Raw genomic sequence first — 24,759 nt, 5'->3', positions numbered from 1 at the left:
GTCAATAAGCAGCGGTAGTGAGGTGCTTTGGCTGTGTCCGACGAATTGTCACTTCGCGTCGTGGAAAATGATCCCCACTGTATGCCGCCTGCCGGAGCGCAGGCGGCTGACGCCGTGCCTGAGGTTGACGCGGTAATGGCCTTTCGTGCCTTGCACCGGGCGGTTGTGGACAGCAAAGATCACCGCATCGCCCCGGGTCAGCGGCACCACTTCGGCACGGCTTTGCATGCGCGGGCGCTGTTCGGTCAGGACGAATTCGCCGCCGGTGAAATCCTCGCCGGGCTGCGACAACAGGATCGCCACCTGCAGGGGAAAAGCGAGATCGCCATAGAGGTCCTGATGGAGGCAGTTGAAGTCGCCGGGGCCATATTGCAGGAGAAGCGGCGTCGGCCGCGTTTGGCCGCTTTCGTGGCAAAGCTGGAGGAAGGCGGCGTGGTCATCGGGATAGCGCCGTGCCGCGCCCATGCGTTCGTTCCAGTCGTTGGCGACGCCGGCGAGCCTGGGATAGAGCGCGGTGCGCAGGCCACCGACCAGATCCGGCAGCGGATAGCGGAAATAGCGGTACTCGCCCTTGCCGAAGCCATGGCGGGCCATCACCACATGGCTGCGGAAATGGTCCTCATGCGGATAGAGACCGGCGATCTCGGTGCACTCCTCGGGTGAAAGCAGCGCCGGCATGACGGTGCTGCCGTGGCTGTTCAGTTCGCCGATCAGAGCACTCCAGTCCTGCGCTGCGATGCGCGCTTCGGCCGAATGGGCTGCGCGTTTGGTGCTTATCGAATGGATGGTCATGGATGCCTCCTTTGCTTGCGGTCAAAGTGGGGCGAACGAGGCGCCTGGGCCACCCGATTCCTGCGATGAACATTGTCATCTGCTGCCGGCAGCGATTAACTGTGTACATGCATCTTTCGATCGAACCGCTAAATGGCGTCAAAGGGCTTCCTCTCGGATCGTCTAAGGCGACTGTCAGATCCTTCTTTTCAGGAGAGCTCAAGGTCTTCCGGCGGAGCCCAACCAGCGTTCCGGCCGACTATTGGCCGGACCTTGGAGTATTCGCCTATTACAAGGCCGATGGCGCACTCGAAGCGCTAGAATTCACCTCGCCTGCGATCTTGGAACTGGGTGGCGCGTCGCTGTTTCCGATTTCCATGGAGGTTGCGCTGAGGTTCTTGAGACAAACCGACCCCCATGTGAAGGTCGAGATCGATAGCGCGATTCGAATGCTCTCGGCATCAGCATCTGGACAGCCATAGGAAAAGAAGCGGACTCCCAGGTGGAAACACTTTTGCTGTTTGGAGCCGGCTACTACGGCTGATCCTTCCGGGCGATATCCACTGCAGATCGACTGCGTATCGATCGCATCAGACCGGATCGGCACCCTTGCGGCGATACGCCTCCAACTCAGGGTCCAGATCGACCCTCACCGCGTTTGTGAACAGGCAGGTCGCCACCATGATGCCGGCGAAGGCGACGAGGTTGACCAGCAGCGTGTCGTCATAGCGAGCCTTCAGCGCTGCCCAGATGTCGTTCGGAATGACATTGGCATCGGCGGCGACTGCCTTGCCAAATTCGATCAGCAACGCCTCGTCGGAGGTTGGCTGGATTGCCTCGGGATCAAGGCCACCATCGATCAGCGCGCGGCGGAAGAAGGTAAGCGGTATCTCGGCGCGGCATCTCTCGGAGATCGCCAGCGACAACAGCCAGACAGCGCGGTCGTCGAGTGCGGGCTTGAGCAGATCGCGCAGGGTGAACCATTCGGCATAGATGCGGTGGGCCGCCGGTGAATGCAGCAGGATGCGCTTCATGTTGGTCATGCGTCCGCGCAGGCCAAGCTCCCTGTCGTGCTCGGCGCGGATGTCATGCGATGCCGAGGCGTAGTCGATCGGCGGGATCATGGCCATGGGACGGTCCTTGGTTGGTGGCAGCGAGGCATTCTGCGAAGCCCTCACCCAAGCGTCGTATGCAATTGCGGCGCGGCGCGCAGCGTGTTGGACACCGTGCAGATCGCTTCGGCGTCCTCGACGATCCGCTGCTTGGTCGCAGCGTCGAGATCGCCTGAGATGTCGAGCCTGATGTTGAGCCTTTCGACGCGCGACGGCTCGTCCTTGGCCTTCTCGCCGCTGACCTCGGCGCGCACCTCGCCAAGCGCGGCGGCAACCCCGAGGCGGGAGGCGGCGATGCGCGCGCTCAGCACCATGCAGGCGGCGAGCGAGGCGTAGAGCAGGTCGAGCGGATTGAAGCCCGGCGCGCTGACGCCGGTGACGACATCGACTGCACCGCCGGTCGGAGTGGTGATGGAAGGCAAGCCGCCGGGCTGCAGCGTCGCCGTCGCGCCGGTGACACGGGTCCTGACCTTCAACTCAGCCATCGCAAATCCTTCTGGCCGGCAGTCCGGCAAAGGGGTAAGGATCGCCCGTGGCGTGTCCTGTCCCGCTATATGGTATGTCCTGGGCCGATACCGCAACCTCCGCAGAAGCGGCACCCTGTCAGCAATCTTCACCACGCCCGTTCCCTCTCCGCCCTGCCCTGCGGTAGGCTCGCGCGATCCGCAACAGGATCGCGAGAGCCATGATCGTCCAGGCCTGCATCAATGGCGCGCGCGCCGCCGATTTTCACCCCACCCTGCCGCTCGACCCCGACACCATGGCGCGCGACGGGGCGGCTTCGATTGCCGTGGGCGCAGCTGAGCTGCATGTCCATGCCCGCGGCGCGGACTGCCGCGAGAGCCTTGCGCCGGAAGCGATGGACCCGACGATCGCAGCGCTGCGCCGCGCCTGCCCCGGCACGCTGATCGGCGTCTCCACCGGCGCCTGGATCGAGAATGACGATACAAGCACGCTGGTCGCCATCGCCGGCTGGCGCGAATTGCCGGACTATGCCTCGGTCAATCTCAGCGAGGCGGCGGCTCCGATCGTCATGGAGAGCCTGCGCCAGCGCGGCATCGGCATCGAGGCGGGTCTGGCGTCGGTCGCCGACGCCGAGCGGCTGGTCGGCCTCGACCATGGCGGGCGCGTGCTGCGCGTGCTGATCGAGATTTCCGAGCAGACGCTAGACGAGGCTTTTGCGGTCGCCGGCGGCATCGAACAGGTCCTGGAGCGCGCCGGCATTCGCCGTGCCATCCTGCTGCATGGCGAGAACGCGACGGTGTGGCCGTTCGTGCGCCGTGCGGCGGATCGCAACTGGTCGACGCGCGTCGGGCTGGAGGATGGGAAGCATCTGCCGGATGGCACGGTTGCGGCCGGCAATGCCGCGCTGACTGCGGCAGCGGTGGCGATCTTCCAGTCCATTCGATCAGCGTAGCAACAAACTCACCTCTTGCTGTTATTATAAATATCTCGTAGGCTATTTTCATATCAGGAAGAAATTCCACCACATTTTTCTCCTTTATGAAAGCCTTGCCTTTTGCGTGAGCATCTCGATCAAACCGATCGACGGCTGGTAAAGCTGTTGTCGCAGGATGCCCAGCCCGGCATCAACCGGCTCGCCGAGACGATGGCGATCTCGGTGCCGACGGTGCGCTCAAGGCTGCGCAATCTGCTCGACCGCAACCTCTTGAAGATCGTCGGGCTGCTCAATCTGACCGAACGCCCCGAGCTGATCTCGGCCATTGTCGGCATCAACGCTCAGGGACGTGGCCGCGCCCGGGAACTGGCGCAGCGCATTGCCGAACTGCCTTTCGTCAACTCGGCCTCGGTGGTTACCGGGCGCTTCGACATCATCGTCGACGTGACCGTCGCCGGCGATGTCGCCGACCTCTACCGCATCACCAGCGAGCTGATTCCGGGCGCCGGCATTCCCGGGGAAGTCGTGCGCAGCGAAACCTTCGTCGTCATGGCTTCATGCAACAAATGGGTCAGCCTTCCCGAAGGCTGCTGGTCGGAAGAAACACCGTCACGCAAGGAGCCGGCATGAGAATAGCTGTTCTCGGCGGCCTCGGCCTGCAGGGACGGGCGGCCATCGCCGATCTCGTCGCCAGCGCCGGCGTCGAGGAAGTCGTCTGCGTCGATACGTCGGCCGACGGCCCTGCCCGGCTTGCCGGGCTGACCGACCTTTCCCGCGTGCGTTTCGTCGTGCCCGAGGGCCCCATCGGCCCGGCACTTGCCACCGTGCTGGCGGATGTCGACGCCGCCATCGATCTGTTGCCACAGCCATTGATGCGCGAGGCGGTGCAGGCCGCGATCGCAACGCGCACGCCGCTGGTCACCACCAATTACGGCAAGGCGATTGCCGATCTGGCGGCGGAGGCTGAACAGGCCGGCGTTTCGATCATGACCGAATGCGGGCTCGATCCCGGCATCGACCTCGTGCTCTACGCGCGCGCCGCAAAGCAGTTCTCTACGATCTTCTCGATCGATTCCTATTGCGGCGGCATCCCCGAACCGAAGGCGATGGCGAAGCCGCTTTGCTACAAGGTAAGCTGGAATTTCGACATGGTTCTGGTCAGCCAGAACCGCGACAGCGTGATGATCGAGCATGGCAAGCGCGTCGAAGTGCCGGCCGGCCGACAGCACGACAATGCCTTCATCCACGAGATCGAGGTCGCGGGCCTCGGCCGGCTGGAAGCTTTCCCCAATGGCGACGCGCTGCACTATGTCGAGATGCTGGCAGCCGCCAAGGGATTGCAACGCTCGGGCCGCTATACGCTGCGCTGGCCGGGATGGTCGGCGTTCTGGGCGCCGCTGAAGGAACTCGGCTTCCTCTCCGAAGATAAGGTGCCCGGCACCGGCGCCAGCCCACGCGAATTTCTCGGCCGTCTGCTCGGCCCGCAACTGCAATATGGCGCCGACGAGAAGGACCTTTGCGTGATGCGCAATGTCTTTTCCGGTCTCGAAGGCGGCCGCGCCAAAACGGTGACGTCGGACCTGATCATCGAACGCGACCTGGCATCAGGCCTGTTCGGCATGAGCCTTGGCGTCGGCTATCCCGCCAGCATCGTGGCGCAGATGCTGGCGCGGCGCGAGATCGCCACACCAGGGCTTTTGAACCCGCTGCTGCATGTGCCAGACGGGCCGTTCTTCGACAAGCTGGCCAGGCGTGGCATCAAGGTTGCCGAGACGGTGGCCTGGGACTGAGGATTTTCGAACGGTGGCTGCCGCCGGCAAACGGTGCCGCCGCTCAAAAAACACCCAAAAGGGTGGAATAACAAAGTGGAACAACAACGATAACAGGAGGAATGCCAAATGAAGATTGCCAAGCTTTTCATCGCCGGACTTGCGCTTGCGGGCCTGACCGCTGCTGCCAGTGCCGGAACGCTCGACGAGATCACCAAGCGCGGCGAACTGCGCGTCGCGGTACAGACGCAAGGACCTCCCTTCTCGCTGGTCGGCGCGGCCGGCGAGCGCACCGGCAGTTCGGTCGAACTCGCCGAACTGATGGCCAAGGAAATGGGCGTCAAGATCACCTTCCTCGACTATGATTGGGACGGGCTGATCCCGGCGCTGCTTTCGGGCAAGGCCGACCTGCTCGTCGCCGACATGACGCCGACGCTGGCGCGCGGCATGAAGGTCGCCTTCACCACACCTTACATGTATACCGGCAGCACCGTCTTCACCAAGGCCGACAGCAAGTTCAAGACAACCGAGGACTGCAAGGCCAAGGGCACCAAGATCGCCGTGCTGTTGGGCGCCACCGGCGAAAAGGAAGCCAAGAACGCCTTCCCGGATGCCGACATCAAGAGCTACAAGGGCGGCGGCCCGCTGCTGCTCGACGCGGTCAACAACGGCCAGGCCGATTGCGGCGTCAACGACGTCTCGGCGGTCAAGGGTCAGTCGACAGCCTATCCCGCCGGCACCTTCACCATCATGCCGGACCTGTTGTCGAAGGAGCCGCTTGCCTTCGCCACCCGCTACGACGAGCCGGACCTGTTGATCTGGATGAACCTGTTCCTCAACCAGGTCAGCATCGACGGACGCCTGCAGAAGAACCTCGACTACTGGGTCAATTCCGACGCCTGGAAGAAGGATCACTAAGCAGAGGTAAGCAGGGAGTAGTGAGTAGGAAGTAGTGAATGGTGAATGGCCATTCCGCACGCCCTTCACTACTCACTACTCACTACTGCCCATTCACCATTCACCGCCATGCTCGAAAATTTCAGCTTCCGCACCATCGTCGAATATCTGCCGCTGTTCGGGCAGGGCCTGATCACGACCGTTTGGCTGTCGGCGCTGTCCTTTGCCGGCGCGCTGGCGGTCGGCATCGTGCTCGCCGCCATGAACCTGCAGCGCGGCCAGCTGTTTCGCGTGCTGGCCAAGGGCTATATCGATGCCGTGCGCGCCACGCCGTTGCTGGCGCAGCTCTACTTCCTCTATTTCGGCCTGCCGCGTCTCGGCTTCGTCCTGCCCGAGCTGGTCGTCGGCATCATCGCTCTGTCGCTGAACAGCGGCGCCTATGTCGCGGAAATCATCCGCGCCGGCATCCTGTCGATCCCGCGCGGCCAGGTCGAGGCCGGCGTCGCTTCGGGCATGACCTATGTCCAGCGCATGCGCCTGGTCATCCTGCCGCAGGCGTTCAAGGTGACGATCCCGCCGCTGCTCGGCCAGGCGATCGTGCTGGTCAAGGATTCCGCGCTGTTGTCGCTGATCTCGGTTTCCGAACTGACGCGCGCCGGCCAGTTGCTGGCGTCCGACCGCTTCATGCCGGCCGAAGGTTTCATCACCATCGCCGCTTTCTATCTGCTGCTCTATTACGGCCTCAAAGGACTGGCGGGGCTGTCCAGTCGCTGGCTCGGTCTGCAGCCGGCAAGGAGCAGCACATGATCTGGCAACAGCTGCAAAGCCTGGCCGGCAGCTACCCCCTCGCCTTGCGCGGCCTCGGGATGACCGTGATGCTGTCGGCGATCAGCCTGGTGCTGGGCACGCTGCTTGGTTTCGGCCTCGGCATATTGCGCACGGGCGGCAACCGGCTGATCTCGAGCGTGATCGGCGCCTGGGTCGACCTGATCCGCGGCACGCCGTTCCTGGTGCAGATCTTCCTGATCTTCTTCATCCTGCCGGAATTCGGCATCGAGCTCGATGCCTTCACGGCCGGCATCATCGCGCTCACCAACCTCGCCGCGTGCTTCATCTGCGAGATCGTCGCCGCCGGCATCCGCTCGGTGCCGACCGGCCAGGTTGAGGCAGCTCTGGCGTCTGGCCTGTCGCGCTGGCAACGCATGCGCCAGGTGGTGCTGCCGCAGGCGATGCGCATCGTGCTGCCGCCGCTGGTCGGGCAATATGTACTCTTGATCAAGGATTCCTCCGTCGTCTCGGCGATCGGGCTGACCGACCTCACCCGCGTCGGCTGGCTTGTGGTGCAGCGTGTGCCCAACGGCCTGCTGGTCTTCTTCCTGGTCGGCGTCGGCTATTTCGTCGTCTGCTATCCGCTGATCATGCTCGCCCGCCGGCTGGAGCGCCGCATGGGCGCGGCGCATGGCGAGGTGCAGCTGTGACATCGAACCCAAAGGGCTGACCGCCATGACCAATCCAAGCCCGACCAAGACAAACCTGACCAAAACGGGCATGATCGACTTTCGCGGCGTCAACAAATGGTTCGGCTCGCTCAATGTGCTGAAGGACATCACGCTCAGCGTCGAGCCGCGCGAAGTGGTCGTCGTCTGCGGCCCGAGCGGCTCGGGCAAGTCGACGCTGATCCGCTGCATCAATGGCCTGGAGGCGATCAAGGACGGGGATCTCGTCGTCGACGGCCAGCGCCTCGGCGACCCCGCCACCAACATGACGCAGCTGCGCACTGAGATCGGCTTCGTCTTCCAGTCGTTCAACCTCTACCCGCACAAGACGGCGCTGGAAAACGTCACGCTGGCGCCGATCCATGTGCGCAAGATCCCCCGCGCCGAGGCCGAGCAGGCCGGGCGCGACTTGCTGGCCAAGGTCGGCCTCGCCGACAAGGTCAACGCCTACCCGTCACAGCTGTCCGGCGGCCAGCAGCAGCGTGTGGCCATCGCGCGCTGCCTCGGCATGCGCCCCAAGATCATGCTGTTTGACGAACCGACCTCGGCGCTCGATCCCGAGATGATTTCCGAAGTGCTCGACGTCATGGTCGCGGTGGCCGAGGAAGGCATGACCATGATGGTGGTAACGCACGAAATGGGCTTTGCCCGCAAGGTGGCGCAGCGCGTGGTGTTCATGGACGCCGGCGCCATCGTCGAAAGCGGCACGCCGGAGGCGTTTTTCTCCGACCCGAAGACCGACCGCAGCCGGGCTTTTCTAAGCAAGATTCTAAGGCATTAGAGTTTAGCCCAAGCCGAAAGGCCGCGGGGCAGGAACTGTCGACGCACAGCGCCAAACAACGAGCCGCCGGTAGAGTGGATCGGCTACGTTTACGTCTCCGGCTACGCCTCTGGAACTTCCACGTGCCGTCCAGAAGCTCCGCGCGGATGGAGCCGCACCATCCAGTTCCAGCCGGGCCACCATCGGCTGTACGGTCAAGCCACCGGCGCCGCGCCGCGCCGCTCGAGCGCGGTCCTGCGGATGATTTCCGCGATTTCCGGGCTGCTGCTGCACAGCATCTGGAAATCCGCCGCGTGCAGCGACAGGAGTGAGACAGAAGTTGCGGCAGTGACGGTCGCCATACGCGGTTCGCCGCTGATCAGCGCCATCTCGCCGAAGAAGGCGCCAGGGCCAAGCTCCACCGGGTTCGGCGTCGCGACGCTGACGCGGCCCTCCACGACGAAGAACATCCGATCGCCGGTCTCGCCGCTGCGGCAGATCACGGCGCCCGCCGGCACCGTGCGAGGCCTTAACGCGCGCACGATCTCGACCAGCGTGGCCGGGCCAAGCTTCTGAAACAACGGAACGCCGGCAATCAATTGCCAATTGCGGACGAAATCCTCGCGACGGACTTCTTGATAAAAGCCGGAGGCAAGAATGCCGGCCCAGAGCCCGAAGATGCCGATGCCACACATCATGACAGCCCCGGCAAGGACGCGGCCGGCGAAGCTTTGCGGAATGTCGTCGCCATAGCCGGTAGTGGACAGCGTGACCACCGCCCACCACATTGTCTCGGGGATGCTGCCGAACTTTTCCGGTTGGACGTCGCGCTCGATGACATAGGCCGCGAGTGCGACACCGAACAGAACCAGGCCGAAGACCGTGGTGACGCCGACCAGGTTGCGCGCTTCGTTGGCCAGAACCCTGCCAAGCAGCGGGAAGAAGGTCGAGTCGCGCAGCGGCTTCAGCAGCCAGACAGCACAGTAGAGGCTCCGGTCGGGCGTGCCGTCGAGCAGAAATGCGGCGACTGGAACCAAAACCGCGAGCACATCGATCGCGATTGCCGGCGTCCTGTCCCTGAGGTCTCCCGCCCAGCGCTTGAGCAGGGTCTCGGCCATCTGCAGAAGATAGGCGGCCCAAATGACAGCGAGCACAGCAGCCAGAGCCAGTCTGCTTCGTCCGGACATGTTCGGCATCGTGAGCGCAGCCACCGCCAGAAGCCCAGGCGCAGCGAGCACCGCATTTAGCGGTGCGTAGATTCTCAGAAAAGGCAGTACCGACATTCTATCCCACCAGCGGCCACTGTGCTCCAGAATAGAGGCCTTCCGGGCAAGCGCAAAGGGTGCTTTGCGATCGCAAGATCACGTCACGCCAATGGCTTTCGGGCGCCGCTATCGGCTCTCCACGGTCGCACCGCAGGCGACGGATCAGCTCGGGAGCCGCCACATTCGCACGCGACCCGCACCGCGCAATTCCGTTTCATCGAGTGGGTCGCAAGCAAATTTCGGTCCAAGCAGTTGGTAAGTTGCATCGGAAATACGGATTTCATCGGGCTCCGCGGAGGTTTGAATACGTGAGGCGAGATTAACGGTCTCACCCCACAGGTCATAGGCGAACCGCCTCTTGCCTATGACACCGGCGACGATCGGTCCTGAGTGAATTCCAATTCTCAGCCTTATCGGTTCTCCTGCGAAGCGTTCCCGCCTTACCGCCTTGCGCAGCTCAACTGCATAGCGCGCGAGGGCTTTTGCATGATCGGATCGCGCGGTGGGCAAGCCAGAGACCACCATCACACAATCGCCGATTGTCTTGATTTTTTCGCAGCCGTATCGTTCCGAGAGCCGGTCCGCCGCCCTGAAGAAGTAATTCAAGATAGCGAGCGTCGTCACGGCTCCGACGCTTCGCGCTCTTTCGGTAAAGCCGACGATGTCGGCAAAAAGCACACTCACCTCCGCGTGGTTGTCGGCAATTTTCTTTTGCGCTTTCAACCGCTCCGCGATGGATGCCGGAAGAATGTTGAGGAGCAGGGTTTCGGCGCGCTGGTATTCACGCGCCAATCCCTCCTGGCTCTTTCTCAGTGCCTCGTTCGTCGATTGCAATTTTTCGTTGAGTTGACGCTCCCTCTCTTGCAGGAGCGTCATTTCATAGGCCTTCTGTTGAAGCCGCTGCCTGTTGTCTCGTTCGGCAGTGGCGTCCAGAAAAAGCAGCCACACGCACGCATTGTCAGCAAAAAAATGAAGGTCGGCGACACGCCCGCCGGGCAGTTCGATCATGTCCATGCGAAACGGAAGCTCCGGGCAAGGCAGCAAACCTTCCATGAATTCAAGCTGCCCCGCAACAGGCTTGCCGATGCGAAGCGATGACAGCCCGTAATGTTCAACATTACCGCCCTTGGCAGCTATGCAAAGCTCAGCGTCGATTTTCAGATAAGCGACAGCGTGCCCGTCGAAGAAGAAATTGAAAAACCAATTTCTGACTTCTTTTGGCAATTCATGCATGGTCTATTTGGTGACCATCAAGGCAAGTTGACGAAAGGCGTCATCGACCTGCTCGCCCGAAAGCGCACTTGTTAGATAGATTTGCCATCCACGTTGCCTCAACTCGTTGATCTCACCATCCGATATCGCCCACCGATCGGCCAGATCGGACTTGTTGAACAGCAATACGAACGGCATGGCGCCGAATTCGGCCTCGACCCGTTCGCGCAGCGTGAGTGCCACGGCAAGAGTAGCAGCGCGGGTTCCATCGACGACTAGCACGAGCCCGGTTGCACCTCGAACATAGCTGACGCGGAATGAGCCGATATCGTCCTCGCCGGCCAAATCCCACAAAATCAGATCCACGGTTTTGTCCGGGAGCGCGACGCTTTTCTTGTCGATTTTCACTCCGACGGTGGTCAAGTAGGTTTCTGAGAAGATGCTCTGCACAAACCTGCGGACCAGACTCGTCTTTCCGACGGCGAAGCCGCCCAGCATGCAGATCTTTTTTTGCAACATGTTGGGCTCCGCTAGTCCAGGTTTACCGTAATCGAAACCCGGCGATTGGTGGAGCTACCGGTTAGACTGTTTTCAGGTACAGCCGGCTCAAAAGTGCCCGCGCCCCGAACCAGCAGCAGTTCGGGAGCAACGCCGCGCTTGTTGAGAAGCGCACGAACTGTCTCGGCGCGGGCGGCGCTGATCGACGCGTTGGCCGTCTCACGGCCCGTGGTGTCCGAATGCCCGGTCAACATGAACCTCGCCGTTACGCCGGAATTGCGGGCACTCTGGGCGAATTCCTTTATTTGATCCGCCAACCTGTCGAGAACCGGCGTCTGCTCCGGTCCCGGCACAACCTTGCCGGAAGAGAAGAAAATATCGGTCGTCTGGATCGCCTGCCTCAAATGATTAAGTTCTGCGAGGTTCAGCTCACGCAGCTGCGAGACATCCAGAACCACTCCGTCCGCCGAAAGTTGTTCAGCGGCGGCCCGCGCGCGGTTGATCCAGCCGGCAGGAGCCTCACCCACGGCCACGATGCGACCCTGGATGATCGAGAGCTGAACGGTTTTCGGCGGGGACAGCGCCGCCGTCAGCCGCTTCACCACAAACTTCGGATCAAGGCTCTGATAGAATTGCCACTGTGCATGAACGCGGGCAGGATCAACGTCCGTTCCAGACAGCAGGGCTTGCGGGTCGGCGGCAAGCGGGTCTCTCAAGCCGGAAATGTAGAAATGTCCGCCCCTCGCGCTTTGTTGGGCGACGATGATTCCCGATTGGGCCTCAAGTCGCGACACATAATACTGCCAGTGCTCCGCCGCGCGTGCTTCGGGGCTCACGTCACGAACCTTGGAGATGTCGAATTCGGGTCCGCCTGCCGAAAGCTGCCGGGCCGCCGCGCGCGCGCGATCGATCCAGGTGTCGGGAGCCTCACCCTCGGCAACGATGCGATCATCGACGATCGAAAGTCGTACTGTATCCGGCGGATACAGTGACGCCGTCAGCCGCTTCAGCACGAACTCCGGCTCAAGGCTCTGATAGAACTGCCACTGCGCATGAACCCGGGCAGGATCGACCTCTGTTCCCGACAACAGCGACTGCGGGTCGGCGCCAAGCGGGTCTCGCAGGCCGGCAATATAGAATTGGCCGTCGCTTATCTTTTGGTCTGCAACGATGATGCCCGGCTGGGTCTCCAGTCGCGACACATAGGCGTGCCAGCGCTCCGCCTCGCGCACTTGGGGGCTTACGTCACGAACCCCCGAGATATCGAAGACCGGCCCGCCTGCCGAAAGCTGCTGGGCCGCCGCGCGCGCCCGGCTGATCCAGGTGTCGGGAGCCTCACCCTCGGCGACGATGCGGCCATCGACAATCGAAAGTCGCACTGAATCCGGCGGAGCCAGCGACGCCGTCAGCCGCTTCAGCACGAACTCCGGCTCAAGGCTCTGATAAAATTGCCATTGCGGATGAACCCCGGCCGGATCGACTCCCGTGCCTGACAACAGCGACTGCGGGTCGACGGCAAGCGGGTCCCTCAGGCCGGCAATATAGAACTGGCCATCGCGTACCTGCTGTTCGGCAACGATGATGCCCGGCTGGGCCTCCACTCGCGACACGTAAGCCTGCCAGCGCGACACATAAGCCTGCCAGCGCTGCGCTGATTGCCAGGAAAGAAAGTACCAACCGCCTGCCAGACTCAAGAGCAACAGGGCAACGGCCGCCACCAGCCACGGAAATCCGTCGTTTGATTCCTCTTGCTTGAGCTCGACGCAGGTCTGCAACTGCGCCTCTACGGAGGCCAGCTGCGAACCGTCGCCGTCGAACTGCTCTAAAGCCTCTGAGGATTGCTCATGGATGCGAAGCAACACATCGCGAACGATTTCATGCAATTCCTCCGGCGGATTTCCCCGGATCACCGAAACCAGTGTCGCAAACGGTCCAACTTCCGACCAGAGACGAAGCTCGCCGAAACGGATTGTGTCCAGGCCGCTCTGCTCTTTCTCGTTAAATGAGTCTTTTACAAAATCCTGAATCGCACTGAGCATCGAAGAAATGAGCTGAGGATCTTCGCTCGTCGCATTGTCGGCAGTTACATGCGCTATCAAAAGGCCGGAATTCCGATGAATGAGAAAGGCATGTTCCACACGGTAGACAAGGGAATGCTTCAGAACAACTGCCGAGAAGCTTGCCCCTGTTCTCCAGGCTTCAAGTCTCCACTTGAGCCCGTGCCAGGTGAATATGTGCCTTAGAGTTTCATTCAGCGACTGAAAGGTCTGGTCGATCTTTTCCCCGATCGACTTGCGAATTGCCGGCAGAAACACCGGGTACAATATGTCCGTCAGCGTGCGCGGGCTCTTCTGGATCGACCGTTGCACAGCCCGTTCGACAGCTGGCGCAAGCGCCTCGCCGAGTTGCGCGTAAGGCGCTCGTCCGGCAGCACTGGGAAGAACGTCGCCCACGGCCGCCGCAAGCTGCTCGGGTTCGTCGAGCAGATGCGTAACGCGTGAAAGCTCCGAGATTTCGCGGCTGACCAGCAACTGCCGCAGCGTTTCCATGCGCGGATCGGCGGTGGGAACCGCCTCGAACTGCGCACGGTAGTCCGGATCAACGTTCCGGGCAATTTCGATCAAAAGACGAGCCAGAGCCTCGCGATCAATCTCTGTATCGTTCGAGGCTGTTCTTTGCGGAAGGTTGAATGGGTCGACGGTGGACGTCAAGGTCCCATCAACTCACTTTCCAGCTGCGGTCCGAGTTGCTCTTGCTCCCGACGGGATCCTGATTGAGACATTTTGCAACCTCGACAAACAGGCCAGCCAAAAGATTTCGGTCGGTCTTGACGTTGCTGAGGTCGGCAAACATCTTCTCGATCAGCATCTGAACGCCTTCATTCTTCTGCTTGATTTCCTCACGCAGCAAATGATCGTTTCGATTTATCCGGTCCGAAACGTCGCGCTCGAGCGCGCTCAACTGATCCGACAACGTGCGCACCTGCTTTTCAAGAGCCTGGTTTTGCTCGCGAAGATTCCGGTCGATCTCCTTGTCGGCATCGGCTCGTGAATCTTTTTCGCTCCGCAATTGCCCTGCAAGCGAATCGATCTGCTTCTTTGCATTCGACTCGTACATTTCGAGATTGCGCTTGGCCTCGGACTCGACATCCTTGAAGCGCTGCAACACCCGTTCTTCAAGCTTGGAAAAACGGCGGTCATAGTCCTGCATCTGGTTGCCGAACAGCAGGTCACGGATCTTGTCGACACCGACGGCGTCGCCGGCGGTTCCGTTTTCGCGGGCCTGAACTCCCATGAAGTTCAGCCCGTTTCCTTCTGTGTTACCTATCAGATTTACGTCCGCCTTCTTTTCTGAAGAAGCGGAATTCGAAGATTCCTTAGCCATCCATATACCCCCATTGAACACATGCCGTCAGGTAAGCATGTCAGCAATCGGGCCGCAAGCCGGATTCGTCTTGACTTATGCCTATTCATGGGGCAGCCGAGCGCGATGGCTAACGGCCCGGCAATGGCAATCAGGGGCGATGCCCTCTTGAAGGCGCGGAGCGTGCGGACGGTTCCGGGTATCCAAAAAGCGCCTTCAGTCGAACGTCGCCAGCGGCTCGGCGTTGATCTCGACCCACTCACAGCGACGGCTTTCGTGGTAAAAAGACTGGAAGGGCGGCGGGAACGACGGGTCGGCGAAGGCGCCGACGGGAATGGCGATCACACCGGGCTGCGTGTCGATGCGATAGTGGACGGCGGCGCCGCACTCCGGGCAGAAATTGTAGATGACGCGGCCGCCCTCGTCGCCGGTGCGCGTGAACTGCTTCGCCCGCCCCTCGATCGATACATCAGCTTGCGCAAACCGGACATTGTAGCTGAAGGCGCTGCCGGTGCGGCGCTTGCAGTCGAGGCAATGACAGACCGAGATGCGCACCGGCTCGCCCGAACAGACGGCTGAAAGCTGGCCGCAGAGACATTGCGCGCGGCGCGTGACCATTGTTTCTTCCTCCCCTTCACATCACTGCGTATCGGCGCTGGCCCTCAGTTCCGTCCGCTTCTGTTCCGAAACCATGGCCAGATCCAGCACCTTCTGCAGTTCGGCGGCATGGTGGAATGAAGGCTCGGCCTGCACGCCGCTGCGAACCGCATCGACGAAGCGCTGGTAATTGGTCGGCACCGTGCCGGCGTCGAGCACCTGCCATTTGGCGTTCTCGATATCCTCGCCGACACACGCCTTCAGTTCCGAACCCTCGAGATTGTGCACGACTTCGATGCCGCCCTTGTCGCCATAGATGCGCAGGCGCAATTCGTTGATGTGGCCGGTCGCCCAGCGGCTGGCGTGAACGACGCCAAAGGCGCCGTTGGAGAAATCCAGCGTCATGGCGAAGCTGTCATTGGCGTCGAGGTCGTATTCGCCGATACGGTTGCCTGGCGCCTTGTCGAAGGTGCGCAGCCGGCAAAACACGTGGTCGACGTCGAGTGCGGCGCCATAGCTGGCGAAATCGAGGATGTGGATGCCGACATCGCCGAGCACGCCGTTGGAGCCGTGGTCGCGCGACAGCCGCCACAGCCATTTCGGGTCGGTGCGCCAGTCGCCCCAGAATTTCGAGACCAGCCAGCTCTGTAGATAGGAGGACTCGACGTGGCGGACGGTGCCGATCTCGCCGGCCAGCACCATCTGCCGCGCCTTCTGCAAGGCAGCGACATTGCGATAGGTGAGATTGACCATGTTGACGATGCCGGCGGCCTCAGCCGCTTTGGCCATCTCGCTTGCCTTGCCGAAGTCTTCGGCCAGCGGCTTTTCGCACAGCACCGGCTTGCCGGCCGCGATCAGCGCCATGGTGGTCGGGTGGTGAATGCGGTCGGGCGTGACGTTGGCGACCGCATCGAACTCGCCCCACGCCAGCGCGTCTTCCAGCGATGTGAATCGCTTCGGTATCTTGAACCCGTCGGCAAATTCGCCAACGCGCTTTTCATCGACGTCGACAGCACCGACGATCTCGACGCCGTCGATACCGCCGAAGCGGCGGGCATGCTCCTGCGCCATCCAGCCGGTACCCAGTATCAAAAGCCGCATTCTCTGCACTCCGAGCGAATTGGTTCGATTCAATCATATGGCGCAGATACGGTCTAGGAAACCCATGCGGAAAACCGCTACGCCTTTTTTCCTGGATTTTGCTTTAGCGGAAGCCGGCCTCGCCCGAAGCGTGCAGCTTGCCGCCGCGCTCGACGATCGGCTCCAGCGCCTTCTCGACCGGCACGTTCGGCGCCTCAAGGATCGCCGACTTGGTGCCCTGCGGATTGTGCGCCCACTTCACCGCATTGCGCAGCACCTTGTGCACATTGGCGTCGTGATAGGTCGGATAGGTCTCGTGGCCCGGGCGGAAGTAGAAGACATTGCCGGCGCCGCGGCGATAGGTCAGCCCAGAACGGAACACCTCGCCGCCCTGGAACCAGGAGATGAAGACGGTCTCCAGCGGTTCGGGCACGGCGAACTGCTCGCCATACATTTCTTCATTCTCGAGCTCGAAATATTCGCCGACGCCTTCGGCGATCGGATGGCTGGGACTGGTCACCCAGAGTCGCTCGCGCTCGCCCGCCTCGCGCCATTTCAGCGTGCAGGGCGTGCCCATCAGCCGCTTGAAGATTTTCGAGAAATGGCCGGAATGGAGAACGATCAGCCCCATCCCCTCCCAAACGCGGCGGGCGACGCGCTCGACGATCTCGTCGGCCACCGCGCCATGATCCTTGTGGCCCCACCAGACCAGCACGTCGGTCTCGGCCAGACGGTCGGCCGGCAGGCCGTGCTCCGGCTGATCGAGCGTGGCGGTCGAGGCGGAGATCGCCTTGTCGGCATTCAGCGCCTTGGCGATGGTCGTGTGCATGCCCTCGGGATAGAGGGCTGCGACCACCTCGTTGGTCCGCTCATGGATGTTCTCGCCCCAAACGACAGCGCGTATTGTCATGGATGTCCTCGTGGTGAAGCCGACCCGCAGGGGTCACTCATAGTCTGCCTGGGGGTGAAAAGGGAATAGGCAGTGGGGAATAGGCAATAGGGGCAGAAAAACAATCAACAGGCGATGGACGCTCCTGGGCCCTACTGCCTACTGCCTACTGCCTACTGCCTACTGCCTACTGCCTTACGCTCCCCGGCCTTCCTGAGCGACCCGCGTCAGCGGCTTGGTCAGGCGCGGCACGACGACGAGGCGCTTAATCTTGCCCTTCTTGTAGGCGGCAAGGAAGCGGGCGTAGTCCTTGAAGACGACGCAGCCATTGGATTCCGCACGGCCGCCGCGCAGCATGTAGGTGTGGGCGAGCAGGCCGTCGCGGCCGTATTTATTGCCGCCGCTGACCGGAGTGAGACGGAGCGCCTCGACGCCATGGAAGCGGGATTCGCGCAGTCGCAGATCATAGGTGTTGGGCGGCGTCGGGCCGACATTCTTCTTGTGCACGAAGCGCGGCTGGTCGACCATCGAACCCAGCCCCGAATGGGCCTCCAGCCGCGAGCCGTCCGGCATATAGACGGTCTTGGCCGAGATATCGTACACGGCGACGCCGCCGCCCATTCCGGGCGTGGCGAACAGATCCTTGAAGGCGCGACCGACACCGCCCGCCGGGACGTCCGGCTTGGCATAGGCCAGCATCTCGCCGGCCTGTGTCTTCGACCGTTTGCCAGGCTTGATCCGGCTTGATTGGATGCTCTGGCTGTCTGGCACGCCAGGCAGTGCGGCGACCTCCGAAGTACTGCGTGGCGAGCGCGGCGACGAATTGCCCGGCGACTGGGGTGCGGGGCTCTCGGGCGTCCTGTCGGTCTGTGGCTTGGCTGCCCTGGGCTTGCTGGCTTGCCGAGCCTCGGCAGGCTGAGCGGTTTCGGCGCGTGGACGCCAACCGGGCAACGCAATGTTGTCGGGCAGATCGTCCTGCGGCGGCAGCGAAGCGACCTGAACCTCGGCCTGCTCAGGATCCTGCCCTCCGGCGATTGCTTCAACGGCCGGCGGCGGGGCCAGCATGTCAGCGTCTTCCGGCAAGCTGTTGGCCAGCGCCAGCGCCAGGCGCGATGAGCGTTCGATCTCAGCCACTTCCGGCCCAAAGCGTTCCGAGGCCGGGCCATGCTGATCGGGCAGCCGGACTTCGGCGAAACGGGCAGCGACCGGAAGGCTGGCAAGCATGAAGGGCGCATTCGAGGCCTTGGCGAAGGCGGCAGCCAGCTTTTGCGGCGACAGCTCTGCCTTGGCCACCACGCCGTCGAAGCGCATGCCGCGCGAAGTGGCGAGAGCGACGCTGGTGTTTGGCGCAATGTTTGAGGCGACACTGCTCGGGGCCACAGCGTGCGCGGCCGGCTTCAGCCGCGCCATCTTGCCGTCATGCGCGAAGTTCGCGGCGGCATGCGCGCAGCCGGCGTCGCATTGGCTGAGCAGCGAGGCCTGTGATTTTTGCGCCGAAAGCCGAGGCGCCCACGAATTGGCGAGGCTGCGGCGCGAATCGGCAAGTGCTGCGTTCGGCAGAAGCAGACTGTGCGGAAGGCTGTTGGAGGCTGCGGTGAGCGAGGTACCGAGCGAATAGAGGCCGGCCATAGTTGCCACCGACCACAGCGCCAAGGCCGCGCCGACAACCGGCACCACCACCCAGCGCTGGCCGGATCTCTTCGAAGTCAAACCCCGTTCAGGAGTATCGCCCCGGTCTTTCAAACGCAAAAACGCCATACAACCACTCTCAATCGGCATGCAGGCTTGCGACCCTCGCATCCGTGACATCCACAGTTCGCTGGTGCCCCCTGCACCTTTCGCGTCTGTTGCCGATTGAATCAAAAGATGGACAAAGTTGGTTAACCAATCCCTCCATCAGCCACCGATTATGCGGCGCCTGATACGAAAAAAAGAGCACTCCATGGTCTGCGCCACGGTAGAATGCTCTCCCTCACCCCCGCCTTGCTGCCCGTTTTTGCGATCCAAGTCAAGGAAACGCTGCGTCAGCTTGCTGCAAGCCTGTGCTGATTGCCCGCTGATCGGCCTTCTCAATCAGTTGACCTTCCGGTGGCTGGAAGGTCTATCTGCTCAGAGACGGAGACCTCCGGCGACGGAAATTTACCGATGAGAACCGGCATCACGACCGAAGAATCCGACTGCAGGTCGAACCCCTGCTGCGGCTGGCTGAGCACGGATGAATGGGGCAAGGACATGGCGCCGTGAGATGGACTGTGAAAGCGGCGCTGCTGTGGCTGGTCTGTGCCCTTACGATGGGCGCCTCCGTCGGCAGCGGACCGATCGTCGCGGCCCGCCAGGCGTCGATGAAGGAGATGGCGGCGGCTGCGAAAACCATTGCCGGCATGTTCGACCGCAGGCAAGCCTATGACGCGGCAGCCTTCAAGGCGGCAGCGGACACGCTGCGCGCGCGCATCGGCCCTGCCCTGATTGCCGAATTTCCGAGCGGCTCGCTTGGACCGCCTTCGCAGGCCAGGCTGGAGATCGATCAGTCACGGGCGGAATTCGAGGCCCTGGCAAATCATATCGGAACGCTGGCCGACGCTCTGGCCGCCAAGGCCGAAAGCGCGCCGGCCGTCATCACCGATGACATGCGCATGGGCACCGGCCTGGCGATGGGCGGCGGCAGCCTGCTCGGCAAGCGCTCGATTCCAGAGGAAGCCGATCCGACCAAACTGCCGGCGGAGCATATCCTGCATCTCATCCTGCAGGATTGCTCGACCTGTCATTCGAAATTCCGGCAAAAGGTACAGTGAAGCGACATTATCCGGCGGAGCATTTCTTGCTGGCCTGCGCCACAGTCACTTTGCATACAAGTAAATTCGTTTGTGCTAATATATCGCCGGCCGTGCATATCCATGCATGACGAGCATCGGGAGGATGCAATGAAAACCATGAATCGCAGGTCTGCAATTGCCCTCGGTCTGACGACCGCCGCGGTAGCGCCTTTGTTCACCTTGGCGGCATCGGCAAAAATCAAGAAATACGGCCCGAAAGAGGGCAAGGAGATTGCGCCCGGTGTCAGGGTGGTGGAGGTCGGCACCGGCAATGCAGACATTCCCGCCTACAAGAGCATCGCAATTATCGACGTTGTGTTTCAGCCCGGAGCACATGCTCCTCAAACCGTGATGGACAACGACATGGTGTGCACCATTACCTCAGGTGCATTCACGATCAAGAAAGCGGACAAGGAATTCAAGCTCAAGACGGGTGATATGTACACCTGCTCCAAGGGCAAGACCGATGAAGCGACGAATACAAGCAAGGAGGTCGGCGTGCATCGCATCGCCGTATTGATACCCGCATAGCAGATGGAATTCCGGCCGGACCACGCCGTCGCGAGTCCGGCCGGCCAGACGAGGCGATCTCGTTCCGTCGTCAGCGCGGCCATCTCACGCCAGCCACTCCCTGATCGCCGAGCGGGCGGGAACGGCGCGCATGTGGTCTTCGCGCTATGGCTTTGTTTGGGCATGATCTTTTGGGGAAGCTGGCTTGGTTTTCAAATCATCGGCTAGGTCGAATGGCTGATCAACCAGCGCATCCACGTGGCCAATACGGAGATCGAAAACCGCACGAGTTTTGCCGGCCACCGAGCGGTGTTCGAGGCGATCGAGCGCCGCGACCCGGAAGCGGCCGGCCAAGCGATGCGGGCGCATCTGGAAAACGCCCGGCGCAAGTTCAATTCAGGTTCGGGCAGATTGGACTAGCCGGCAGACGCGGCAGCGCTCTGGCGCAAAGCAAAAAGCCCGCCGTTCATAGCCGGCGGCTCCCTTCAATCATACAGCGCGATCCGGTCGCCGATAACCAGGACGACCGAATTTCGGCCTTCAGCGGCTGGTTGCGCTCAGGGGGCGGGCTTCGATGGGTTTGAAGCGACCAGCGAACCCAGTTTGCCGGCTTTGGCCAGACTCGGCTTTTCGTAGGTTTTTTTCACAGAATCCCTCCTTAATAGCATCAATTTCGTCTGCTGGGCCCGTTTTGTCAAATCTGGCAGCAGTCCGTCACAGGTCCCGGCGGCAATTCGTGCCCTTACGCCGGCTCGCGCTTGAGCGCCTGCGCCATGCAGTGAATGCCGCCGCCGGTCTTGGAAATCTCGCTCATGTCGACGGCAGCAACCTCGAAGCCGCGCGCTTTGAGTTGGCCGATCAGCGACTGGCTCGACGTCGGCGCGATCACCCTGTCCTTGCCAAGCGACATGAAGTTGCAGCCGAGCGCCATCGTGTCCTGGAACGGCACGTCGATGATCTCGTGGCCCTTGCCCTTCAGCCAGTCGACGATGCCGGGCTCGGTGCAGGCGAGACACACCGCGGTGAGTTTGTCGGCGATCGGCACCACCATCAGGTCGATATGGACGTAATATTCGTCGATGAAGGCGAGGCGCGTTTCCCAGCCTTCCTTTTCGAACCAGTCCTGCACCTGGCGGGCGCCCTCTTCCTGCGTGCGGGCGCCGCCGCAGCCGATCAGCACCACGCCCTCCTCGATGACGTTGAAGTCGCCGCCTTCGAAGGTGCCAGCCGTGACCATGTCGTAGATCGGGATGCCGAGCTTTTCATAGGTGCGGATGGCGGCATAGTTCTCGCCGCGCCGCCACCAATTGGCCATGGCGGTGATGAAGGCGCCGTAGGGCGTCATGACGCTGGAGTCTCTGGAATAGACCTGCATCGGCAGTTCCGGCGTCGGCTCGTGCCAGTGGATGTTGACGCCGAAATGCTCATAGGCGGCGACGAGGTCCTTGTGCTGCGCCTGGGCGATCTGAACGTTGCAGGGCGCTTCGCGCAAATGCTTGCGCGAGAGCGAGCTGGTCGAGAGGTGGCGCAGGAAGTTTGGCGAGCCGAGCAACACGTCTGTCAGCACGTCGGTCTCGTTGGCAAAGCCCCATGATGTCAGCGGCTTGGTGCCGCCGGCGGGATTGCGGCGCTGCAGCGAGAACGGTTCGGCGATGATGCGATCATGGACGGTCATAAGGTTCTCCTCGATTTGACTATGCAGCTTGATTGGATTGGCTGCTCGGAATCCACCAATCGCGTCCGCGCGCGGTGGTGACATATTCCGGCCAGCGGAAATTGATCGGCGGGTCATAGTCGCAAAGCGGCGCGATCCAGTTGGAGCCACCAATGCCGCCGCCGGTGCGGGTGACGAATTCGTCCATGGCTGCATCACGCGCGGACTTGTCCTCGAGCAGGCGGAGGGCTGCAAGCGCAACCGTCTTGGCGGCGCAAATGACCATCGGGTCGATGGTGGCCGAGATACCGCCCAGCGCGTTCATCGCCCAGGATGGATAGGCATGGCCATTCGCCGAGCGCAGCGCCGGGCGGGCGACATAGAAGCGTGCGGTCGGCGTGTGCCACGACATGTCGGTGTAGTCGTCGGAGGTCGAGTTGATCTGCGACGGAGGCAAATCGCGGCGCAGGATTGCCTCGGCCTCTTGCGGCGCAACCAGCCGCTCCATCTCGTCGATGAAAGGGTTGTCGGTCGCGGTGCCGCCGGCATTGACCTGGACCTCGCGACCGATCGCTTTCGCCGCCTCGTCCCAGCTTGGAGCGCCAACGGTGGACAGCGCCTCATAGGCAATCCCCGCCATGGCGTGATTGGCGAGGCCCGGCCTCGACTTCGACACCCAATGGCGCTCATAGCGACAACCGCTGATCGCCGCGGCCGCGGCCGCATTACGGTCGAGCACCGCGGTGACCTGCTCTGCCATGGCAATGGTCGGCACGCGGATCATGTACTGGATCTCGGCCAGCCCCGCCGGCAGATTGTCGGCGGTCGCCTGCCCGGCGGTGAGGATCGCCTCGCTGATCGACCAGCCGCCCTGGTGGGGTAGCATGGAATCGCGCAGCGCCTTGGAGGCCATGTACATCGTCATCAGTGCGTCGTTGGCGCCGGGCGCCCGCACCGCCGAATGCGCCTGCGGGATCGGCGCGCCATCGCTTGCGCGAACCCAGTTTTCGGGTTCGTCGCAGACAAAACGGTAGATCATCGCATAGGCGGCGCCGCAATGCGTGTCCCAGCGCGCCGTGTTGCAGAGCGGCAGCATATAGAAGGGGTGGAAGGAGATCATGCCGGCAAGGCCGTCATAGTAGCCCTTGGCCGCATGGATCGGCTTCGAGCCCCTGACCTTCTCGGCCGGCTCGCCGGTGAAGCGCAACGTCCCCTCGATGCCGTGGCGTTGCATTGCCGCCTTGGTGGCGAGAAGTCCGCCGAGGCCGGCAATGCCAAGCCCGGAATGCGGATCGGTGTGGCCGCCGGCCTCGCTGCCGAGGCGCGGCCGCGATCGCTTCACCGTTGCCGCGTCCTGGCAGTTGCCAGGCACGGCGTCGTATTCGCCGTACATGCCGATGGTCGGCCCCGGGCCATTCGTCCAGTGGGCGCAAAAGGCGGTCGGCATGCCGGCCGACCCTTCCTCGACCGAAAAGCCCTCATGCTTCAGCCGCGCGACATACCAGGCCGCCGACTGGTATTCGCGCCAGGCTGTTTCGCCGAAATCGAAAATGGTGCGCGTCCACGCCGACAGCGACGGCTGGATGCTATCGAGACAGGCAAGCGCGGTGGCTTGCGCCGAGGTCGTCACCGGTTTCTCCATGCCGCCCAAGAAAGCAGTGAAGCGGCATTGCAAAAAGTGATATGTTTTTCCGGTTCATGCAAATTCGGTTCACCTGAGGCCTCTTGCGAATACCTTCCACACAGGCGCTGCGCGCCCTCGACAGTTTTGCCCGTCACGGCAGTGTCTGGCGCGCAGCCGATGAACTGCACTTGACCCGCAGCGCCGTCAGCCATCAGTTGCGGCTGCTCGAACGCGACCTCGGCTTCGACCTGCTGGAGCGCATCGGCAAGGGCGTGGCGCTGACACCGCGCGGCCAGCGCTATGCCGCCGATGTGAGAAAGGCGCTGACGGTGCTCGGCGATGCGGTGACGCGCCAGGCCGGCACGGGCGTCGGCGGTTCGTTCGCCGTTTCCTGCACGCCGGGCTTCGCCTCTCTGTTCCTGTGCACGCACATCGGCGAGTTCCGGCAGATGTATCCGGACGTGGCGCTGTCGATCCTGACGCCGCGGCGGCTGGACGATGTCAGCAATCCGGACGCCGATGCCTTCATTGCCTTTGGCGTCGGCAACTGGCCGAACCGCTCGGTGGAGTTGCTGTGCGAAATCTCGTTCACGCCACTTTGCAGCCCGACACTGCTCAACAAGGTCGGCGGCTTTTCAAAACCGGCCGACGTGCTGCGCGCCAATCTCCTGCATCTCGGCGACACCGAGGACTGGGCGCGCTGGCTGGCGCTGTCCAAGGTGGAAAACCCCGACACCGAAGGCGGCATCTTCTTCTCGGACATGAACCTCGTTTTTTCCGCGGCGATCGCCGGCCAGGGCATCGCCATGGGCGACGAGCTGACCAGCCGCCGGGCGCTGAGCGAAGGCCGTCTGGTGCGCCCCTTCGACATCGCGATCCCCTCGCCGCGCTCGTATTTCCTGGTGTCGGAACATGCCAAGGCCAGCCACCCGGTGCTGGAAGCATTCAATGGGTGGTTGAGGTCGAAGCTGTCGGAGAACCGGATCAGCCCGTACTAGCCTCCCATCCGTGAATCAAATTTGCCGATCAGGCGAAAACTATTCGGTTGCG

The 24,759-nt window shown here is 62.3% G+C and carries 26 protein-coding genes; 12 read left to right on the top strand and 14 right to left on the bottom strand.

Annotation, left to right across the window (positions count from 1 at the left end; translation table 11 throughout):
• Positions 1-48 precede the first annotated feature (48 nt).
• Positions 49-792, bottom strand: coding sequence for a 2OG-Fe(II) oxygenase (locus NKK52_RS04720; RefSeq protein WP_023684794.1), 744 nt, complete (start codon positions 790-792; stop codon positions 49-51).
• Positions 793-857: 65 nt separating this feature from the next.
• On the opposite strand from NKK52_RS04720, the gene NKK52_RS04715 reads away from it, so the two are divergent.
• The gene (locus NKK52_RS04715) at positions 858-1,253 is read left to right on the top strand and encodes a hypothetical protein (protein WP_156939287.1); all 396 of its coding nucleotides are present in this window, start codon (positions 858-860) and stop codon (positions 1,251-1,253) included.
• A 108-nt stretch (positions 1,254-1,361) separates the two neighbouring features.
• Here NKK52_RS04715 and NKK52_RS04710 read toward each other — a convergent pair whose 3' ends face one another.
• Positions 1,362-1,901: a carboxymuconolactone decarboxylase family protein gene (locus NKK52_RS04710; protein WP_023684792.1), complete on the bottom strand. Its 540-nt coding sequence runs from the start codon at positions 1,899-1,901 to the stop codon at positions 1,362-1,364.
• A 44-nt stretch (positions 1,902-1,945) separates the two neighbouring features.
• The gene (locus NKK52_RS04705; RefSeq protein ID WP_023670326.1) at positions 1,946-2,368 is read right to left on the bottom strand and encodes an OsmC family protein; all 423 of its coding nucleotides are present in this window, start codon (positions 2,366-2,368) and stop codon (positions 1,946-1,948) included.
• A gap of 200 nt (positions 2,369-2,568) precedes the next feature.
• On the opposite strand from NKK52_RS04705, the gene NKK52_RS04700 reads away from it, so the two are divergent.
• From NKK52_RS04700 to NKK52_RS04670, 7 genes are all read left to right on the top strand, one after another.
• Entirely contained in the window at positions 2,569-3,300 is a 732-nt protein-coding gene (locus tag NKK52_RS04700; protein ID WP_023684791.1) for a 3-keto-5-aminohexanoate cleavage protein, read from the top strand.
• Positions 3,301-3,402: 102 nt separating this feature from the next.
• Complete coding sequence (locus NKK52_RS04695) at positions 3,403-3,912, top strand: Lrp/AsnC family transcriptional regulator (RefSeq protein WP_023670324.1); 510 nt, start codon at positions 3,403-3,405, stop codon at positions 3,910-3,912.
• On the top strand, positions 3,909-5,072 hold the full coding sequence (locus NKK52_RS04690) for a saccharopine dehydrogenase family protein (protein WP_023684790.1): 1,164 nt from the start codon (positions 3,909-3,911) through the stop codon (positions 5,070-5,072). The genes NKK52_RS04695 and NKK52_RS04690 overlap by 4 nt, the downstream gene beginning before the upstream one ends.
• 108 nt (positions 5,073-5,180) lie before the next feature.
• Entirely contained in the window at positions 5,181-5,969 is a 789-nt protein-coding gene (locus NKK52_RS04685; protein ID WP_023684789.1) for an ABC transporter substrate-binding protein, read from the top strand.
• A 108-nt stretch (positions 5,970-6,077) separates the two neighbouring features.
• Positions 6,078-6,755 carry an amino acid ABC transporter permease gene (locus NKK52_RS04680; protein ID WP_023684788.1) on the top strand — a complete coding sequence of 226 codons (678 nt, stop codon included), beginning with the start codon at positions 6,078-6,080 and terminating at the stop codon, positions 6,753-6,755.
• Positions 6,752-7,426, top strand: coding sequence for an amino acid ABC transporter permease (locus NKK52_RS04675; RefSeq protein ID WP_023684787.1), 675 nt, complete (start codon positions 6,752-6,754; stop codon positions 7,424-7,426). The genes NKK52_RS04680 and NKK52_RS04675 overlap by 4 nt, the downstream gene beginning before the upstream one ends.
• Before the next feature lie 70 nt (positions 7,427-7,496).
• Positions 7,497-8,225, top strand: a complete 729-nt coding sequence (locus NKK52_RS04670; protein ID WP_023670319.1) for an amino acid ABC transporter ATP-binding protein — start codon at positions 7,497-7,499, stop codon at positions 8,223-8,225.
• 194 nt (positions 8,226-8,419) lie between these two features.
• On the opposite strand, the gene NKK52_RS04665 is transcribed toward NKK52_RS04670, so the two are convergent.
• From NKK52_RS04665 to NKK52_RS04625, 9 genes are all read right to left on the bottom strand, one after another.
• The gene (locus NKK52_RS04665; RefSeq protein WP_023684786.1) at positions 8,420-9,487 is read right to left on the bottom strand and encodes a cyclic nucleotide-gated potassium channel; all 1,068 of its coding nucleotides are present in this window, start codon (positions 9,485-9,487) and stop codon (positions 8,420-8,422) included.
• A 144-nt stretch (positions 9,488-9,631) separates the two neighbouring features.
• Complete coding sequence (locus NKK52_RS04660; protein ID WP_023684785.1) at positions 9,632-10,702, bottom strand: adenylate/guanylate cyclase domain-containing protein; 1,071 nt, start codon at positions 10,700-10,702, stop codon at positions 9,632-9,634.
• A gap of 3 nt (positions 10,703-10,705) precedes the next feature.
• Entirely contained in the window at positions 10,706-11,200 is a 495-nt protein-coding gene (locus NKK52_RS04655) for a Rab family GTPase (protein ID WP_023670316.1), read from the bottom strand.
• An 11-nt stretch (positions 11,201-11,211) separates the two neighbouring features.
• Positions 11,212-13,890 carry an OmpA family protein gene (locus NKK52_RS04650; protein ID WP_031204239.1) on the bottom strand — a complete coding sequence of 893 codons (2,679 nt, stop codon included), beginning with the start codon at positions 13,888-13,890 and terminating at the stop codon, positions 11,212-11,214.
• Between the two features lie 7 nt (positions 13,891-13,897).
• A complete protein-coding gene (locus NKK52_RS04645; RefSeq protein WP_023670314.1) occupies positions 13,898-14,563 on the bottom strand; it encodes a hypothetical protein in 666 nt (221 codons plus the stop codon).
• A gap of 195 nt (positions 14,564-14,758) precedes the next feature.
• Positions 14,759-15,160: a GFA family protein gene (locus NKK52_RS04640; protein WP_023670313.1), complete on the bottom strand. Its 402-nt coding sequence runs from the start codon at positions 15,158-15,160 to the stop codon at positions 14,759-14,761.
• 21 nt (positions 15,161-15,181) lie between these two features.
• Positions 15,182-16,240, bottom strand: coding sequence for a Gfo/Idh/MocA family protein (locus NKK52_RS04635; protein ID WP_023684783.1), 1,059 nt, complete (start codon positions 16,238-16,240; stop codon positions 15,182-15,184).
• 103 nt (positions 16,241-16,343) lie between these two features.
• Positions 16,344-17,129, bottom strand: a complete 786-nt coding sequence (locus NKK52_RS04630) for a ThuA domain-containing protein (protein WP_023684782.1) — start codon at positions 17,127-17,129, stop codon at positions 16,344-16,346.
• Between the two features lie 174 nt (positions 17,130-17,303).
• Positions 17,304-18,866 carry a DUF2778 domain-containing protein gene (locus NKK52_RS04625; RefSeq protein ID WP_084569989.1) on the bottom strand — a complete coding sequence of 521 codons (1,563 nt, stop codon included), beginning with the start codon at positions 18,864-18,866 and terminating at the stop codon, positions 17,304-17,306.
• 482 nt (positions 18,867-19,348) lie between these two features.
• Here NKK52_RS04625 and NKK52_RS04620 point away from each other — a divergent pair, with 482 nt between their 5' ends.
• From NKK52_RS04620 to NKK52_RS04610, 3 genes are all read left to right on the top strand, one after another.
• Positions 19,349-19,900 (top strand): cytochrome c, encoded by a 552-nt coding sequence (locus NKK52_RS04620; RefSeq protein WP_245263134.1) that lies wholly within the window; start codon positions 19,349-19,351, stop codon positions 19,898-19,900.
• 129 nt (positions 19,901-20,029) lie between these two features.
• Positions 20,030-20,452: a hypothetical protein gene (locus tag NKK52_RS04615; RefSeq protein WP_023684778.1), complete on the top strand. Its 423-nt coding sequence runs from the start codon at positions 20,030-20,032 to the stop codon at positions 20,450-20,452.
• Positions 20,453-20,689: 237 nt separating this feature from the next.
• Positions 20,690-20,851 carry an FCD domain-containing protein gene (locus NKK52_RS04610; protein WP_023684777.1) on the top strand — a complete coding sequence of 54 codons (162 nt, stop codon included), beginning with the start codon at positions 20,690-20,692 and terminating at the stop codon, positions 20,849-20,851.
• A 322-nt stretch (positions 20,852-21,173) separates the two neighbouring features.
• Here NKK52_RS04610 and NKK52_RS04605 read toward each other — a convergent pair whose 3' ends face one another.
• Entirely contained in the window at positions 21,174-22,106 is a 933-nt protein-coding gene (locus NKK52_RS04605; RefSeq protein WP_023684776.1) for a dimethylarginine dimethylaminohydrolase family protein, read from the bottom strand.
• Positions 22,107-22,125: 19 nt separating this feature from the next.
• Positions 22,126-23,727 carry a zinc-binding metallopeptidase family protein gene (locus tag NKK52_RS04600; protein WP_031204236.1) on the bottom strand — a complete coding sequence of 534 codons (1,602 nt, stop codon included), beginning with the start codon at positions 23,725-23,727 and terminating at the stop codon, positions 22,126-22,128.
• Between the two features lie 83 nt (positions 23,728-23,810).
• Here NKK52_RS04600 and NKK52_RS04595 point away from each other — a divergent pair, with 83 nt between their 5' ends.
• The gene (locus NKK52_RS04595; RefSeq protein ID WP_023684774.1) at positions 23,811-24,707 is read left to right on the top strand and encodes a LysR substrate-binding domain-containing protein; all 897 of its coding nucleotides are present in this window, start codon (positions 23,811-23,813) and stop codon (positions 24,705-24,707) included.
• Positions 24,708-24,759 lie beyond the last annotated feature (52 nt).

This window comes from Mesorhizobium sp. C277A, from assembly GCF_040324395.1.
Lineage (GTDB): Bacteria > Pseudomonadota > Alphaproteobacteria > Rhizobiales > Rhizobiaceae > Mesorhizobium.
This window is presented reverse-complemented; position numbering and strand designations above follow the sequence as displayed.

Excerpts from the sequence above, each read along its gene's own strand:
- NKK52_RS04655 (WP_023670316.1), bottom strand. The coding sequence starts at position 11,200 with ATGTTGCAAAAAAAGATCTGCATGCTGGGCGGCTTCGCCGTCGGAAAG.
- NKK52_RS04685 (WP_023684789.1), top strand. The coding sequence starts at position 5,181 with ATGAAGATTGCCAAGCTTTTCATCGCCGGACTTGCGCTTGCGGGCCTG.
- NKK52_RS04710 (WP_023684792.1), bottom strand. The coding sequence starts at position 1,901 with ATGGCCATGATCCCGCCGATCGACTACGCCTCGGCATCGCATGACATC.
- NKK52_RS04645 (WP_023670314.1), bottom strand. The coding sequence starts at position 14,563 with ATGGCTAAGGAATCTTCGAATTCCGCTTCTTCAGAAAAGAAGGCGGAC.
- NKK52_RS04625 (WP_084569989.1), bottom strand. The coding sequence starts at position 18,866 with ATGGCGTTTTTGCGTTTGAAAGACCGGGGCGATACTCCTGAACGGGGT.
- NKK52_RS04675 (WP_023684787.1), top strand. The coding sequence starts at position 6,752 with ATGATCTGGCAACAGCTGCAAAGCCTGGCCGGCAGCTACCCCCTCGCC.
- NKK52_RS04715 (WP_156939287.1), top strand. The coding sequence starts at position 858 with ATGAACATTGTCATCTGCTGCCGGCAGCGATTAACTGTGTACATGCAT.
- NKK52_RS04700 (WP_023684791.1), top strand. The coding sequence starts at position 2,569 with ATGATCGTCCAGGCCTGCATCAATGGCGCGCGCGCCGCCGATTTTCAC.
- NKK52_RS04600 (WP_031204236.1), bottom strand. The coding sequence starts at position 23,727 with ATGGAGAAACCGGTGACGACCTCGGCGCAAGCCACCGCGCTTGCCTGT.
- NKK52_RS04705 (WP_023670326.1), bottom strand. The coding sequence starts at position 2,368 with ATGGCTGAGTTGAAGGTCAGGACCCGTGTCACCGGCGCGACGGCGACG.
- NKK52_RS04690 (WP_023684790.1), top strand. The coding sequence starts at position 3,909 with ATGAGAATAGCTGTTCTCGGCGGCCTCGGCCTGCAGGGACGGGCGGCC.
- NKK52_RS04605 (WP_023684776.1), bottom strand. The coding sequence starts at position 22,106 with ATGACCGTCCATGATCGCATCATCGCCGAACCGTTCTCGCTGCAGCGC.
- NKK52_RS04665 (WP_023684786.1), bottom strand. The coding sequence starts at position 9,487 with ATGTCGGTACTGCCTTTTCTGAGAATCTACGCACCGCTAAATGCGGTG.
- NKK52_RS04680 (WP_023684788.1), top strand. The coding sequence starts at position 6,078 with ATGCTCGAAAATTTCAGCTTCCGCACCATCGTCGAATATCTGCCGCTG.
- NKK52_RS04635 (WP_023684783.1), bottom strand. The coding sequence starts at position 16,240 with ATGCGGCTTTTGATACTGGGTACCGGCTGGATGGCGCAGGAGCATGCC.
- NKK52_RS04720 (WP_023684794.1), bottom strand. The coding sequence starts at position 792 with ATGACCATCCATTCGATAAGCACCAAACGCGCAGCCCATTCGGCCGAA.
- NKK52_RS04660 (WP_023684785.1), bottom strand. The coding sequence starts at position 10,702 with ATGCATGAATTGCCAAAAGAAGTCAGAAATTGGTTTTTCAATTTCTTC.
- NKK52_RS04640 (WP_023670313.1), bottom strand. The coding sequence starts at position 15,160 with ATGGTCACGCGCCGCGCGCAATGTCTCTGCGGCCAGCTTTCAGCCGTC.
- NKK52_RS04670 (WP_023670319.1), top strand. The coding sequence starts at position 7,497 with ATGATCGACTTTCGCGGCGTCAACAAATGGTTCGGCTCGCTCAATGTG.
- NKK52_RS04615 (WP_023684778.1), top strand. The coding sequence starts at position 20,030 with ATGAAAACCATGAATCGCAGGTCTGCAATTGCCCTCGGTCTGACGACC.
- NKK52_RS04630 (WP_023684782.1), bottom strand. The coding sequence starts at position 17,129 with ATGACAATACGCGCTGTCGTTTGGGGCGAGAACATCCATGAGCGGACC.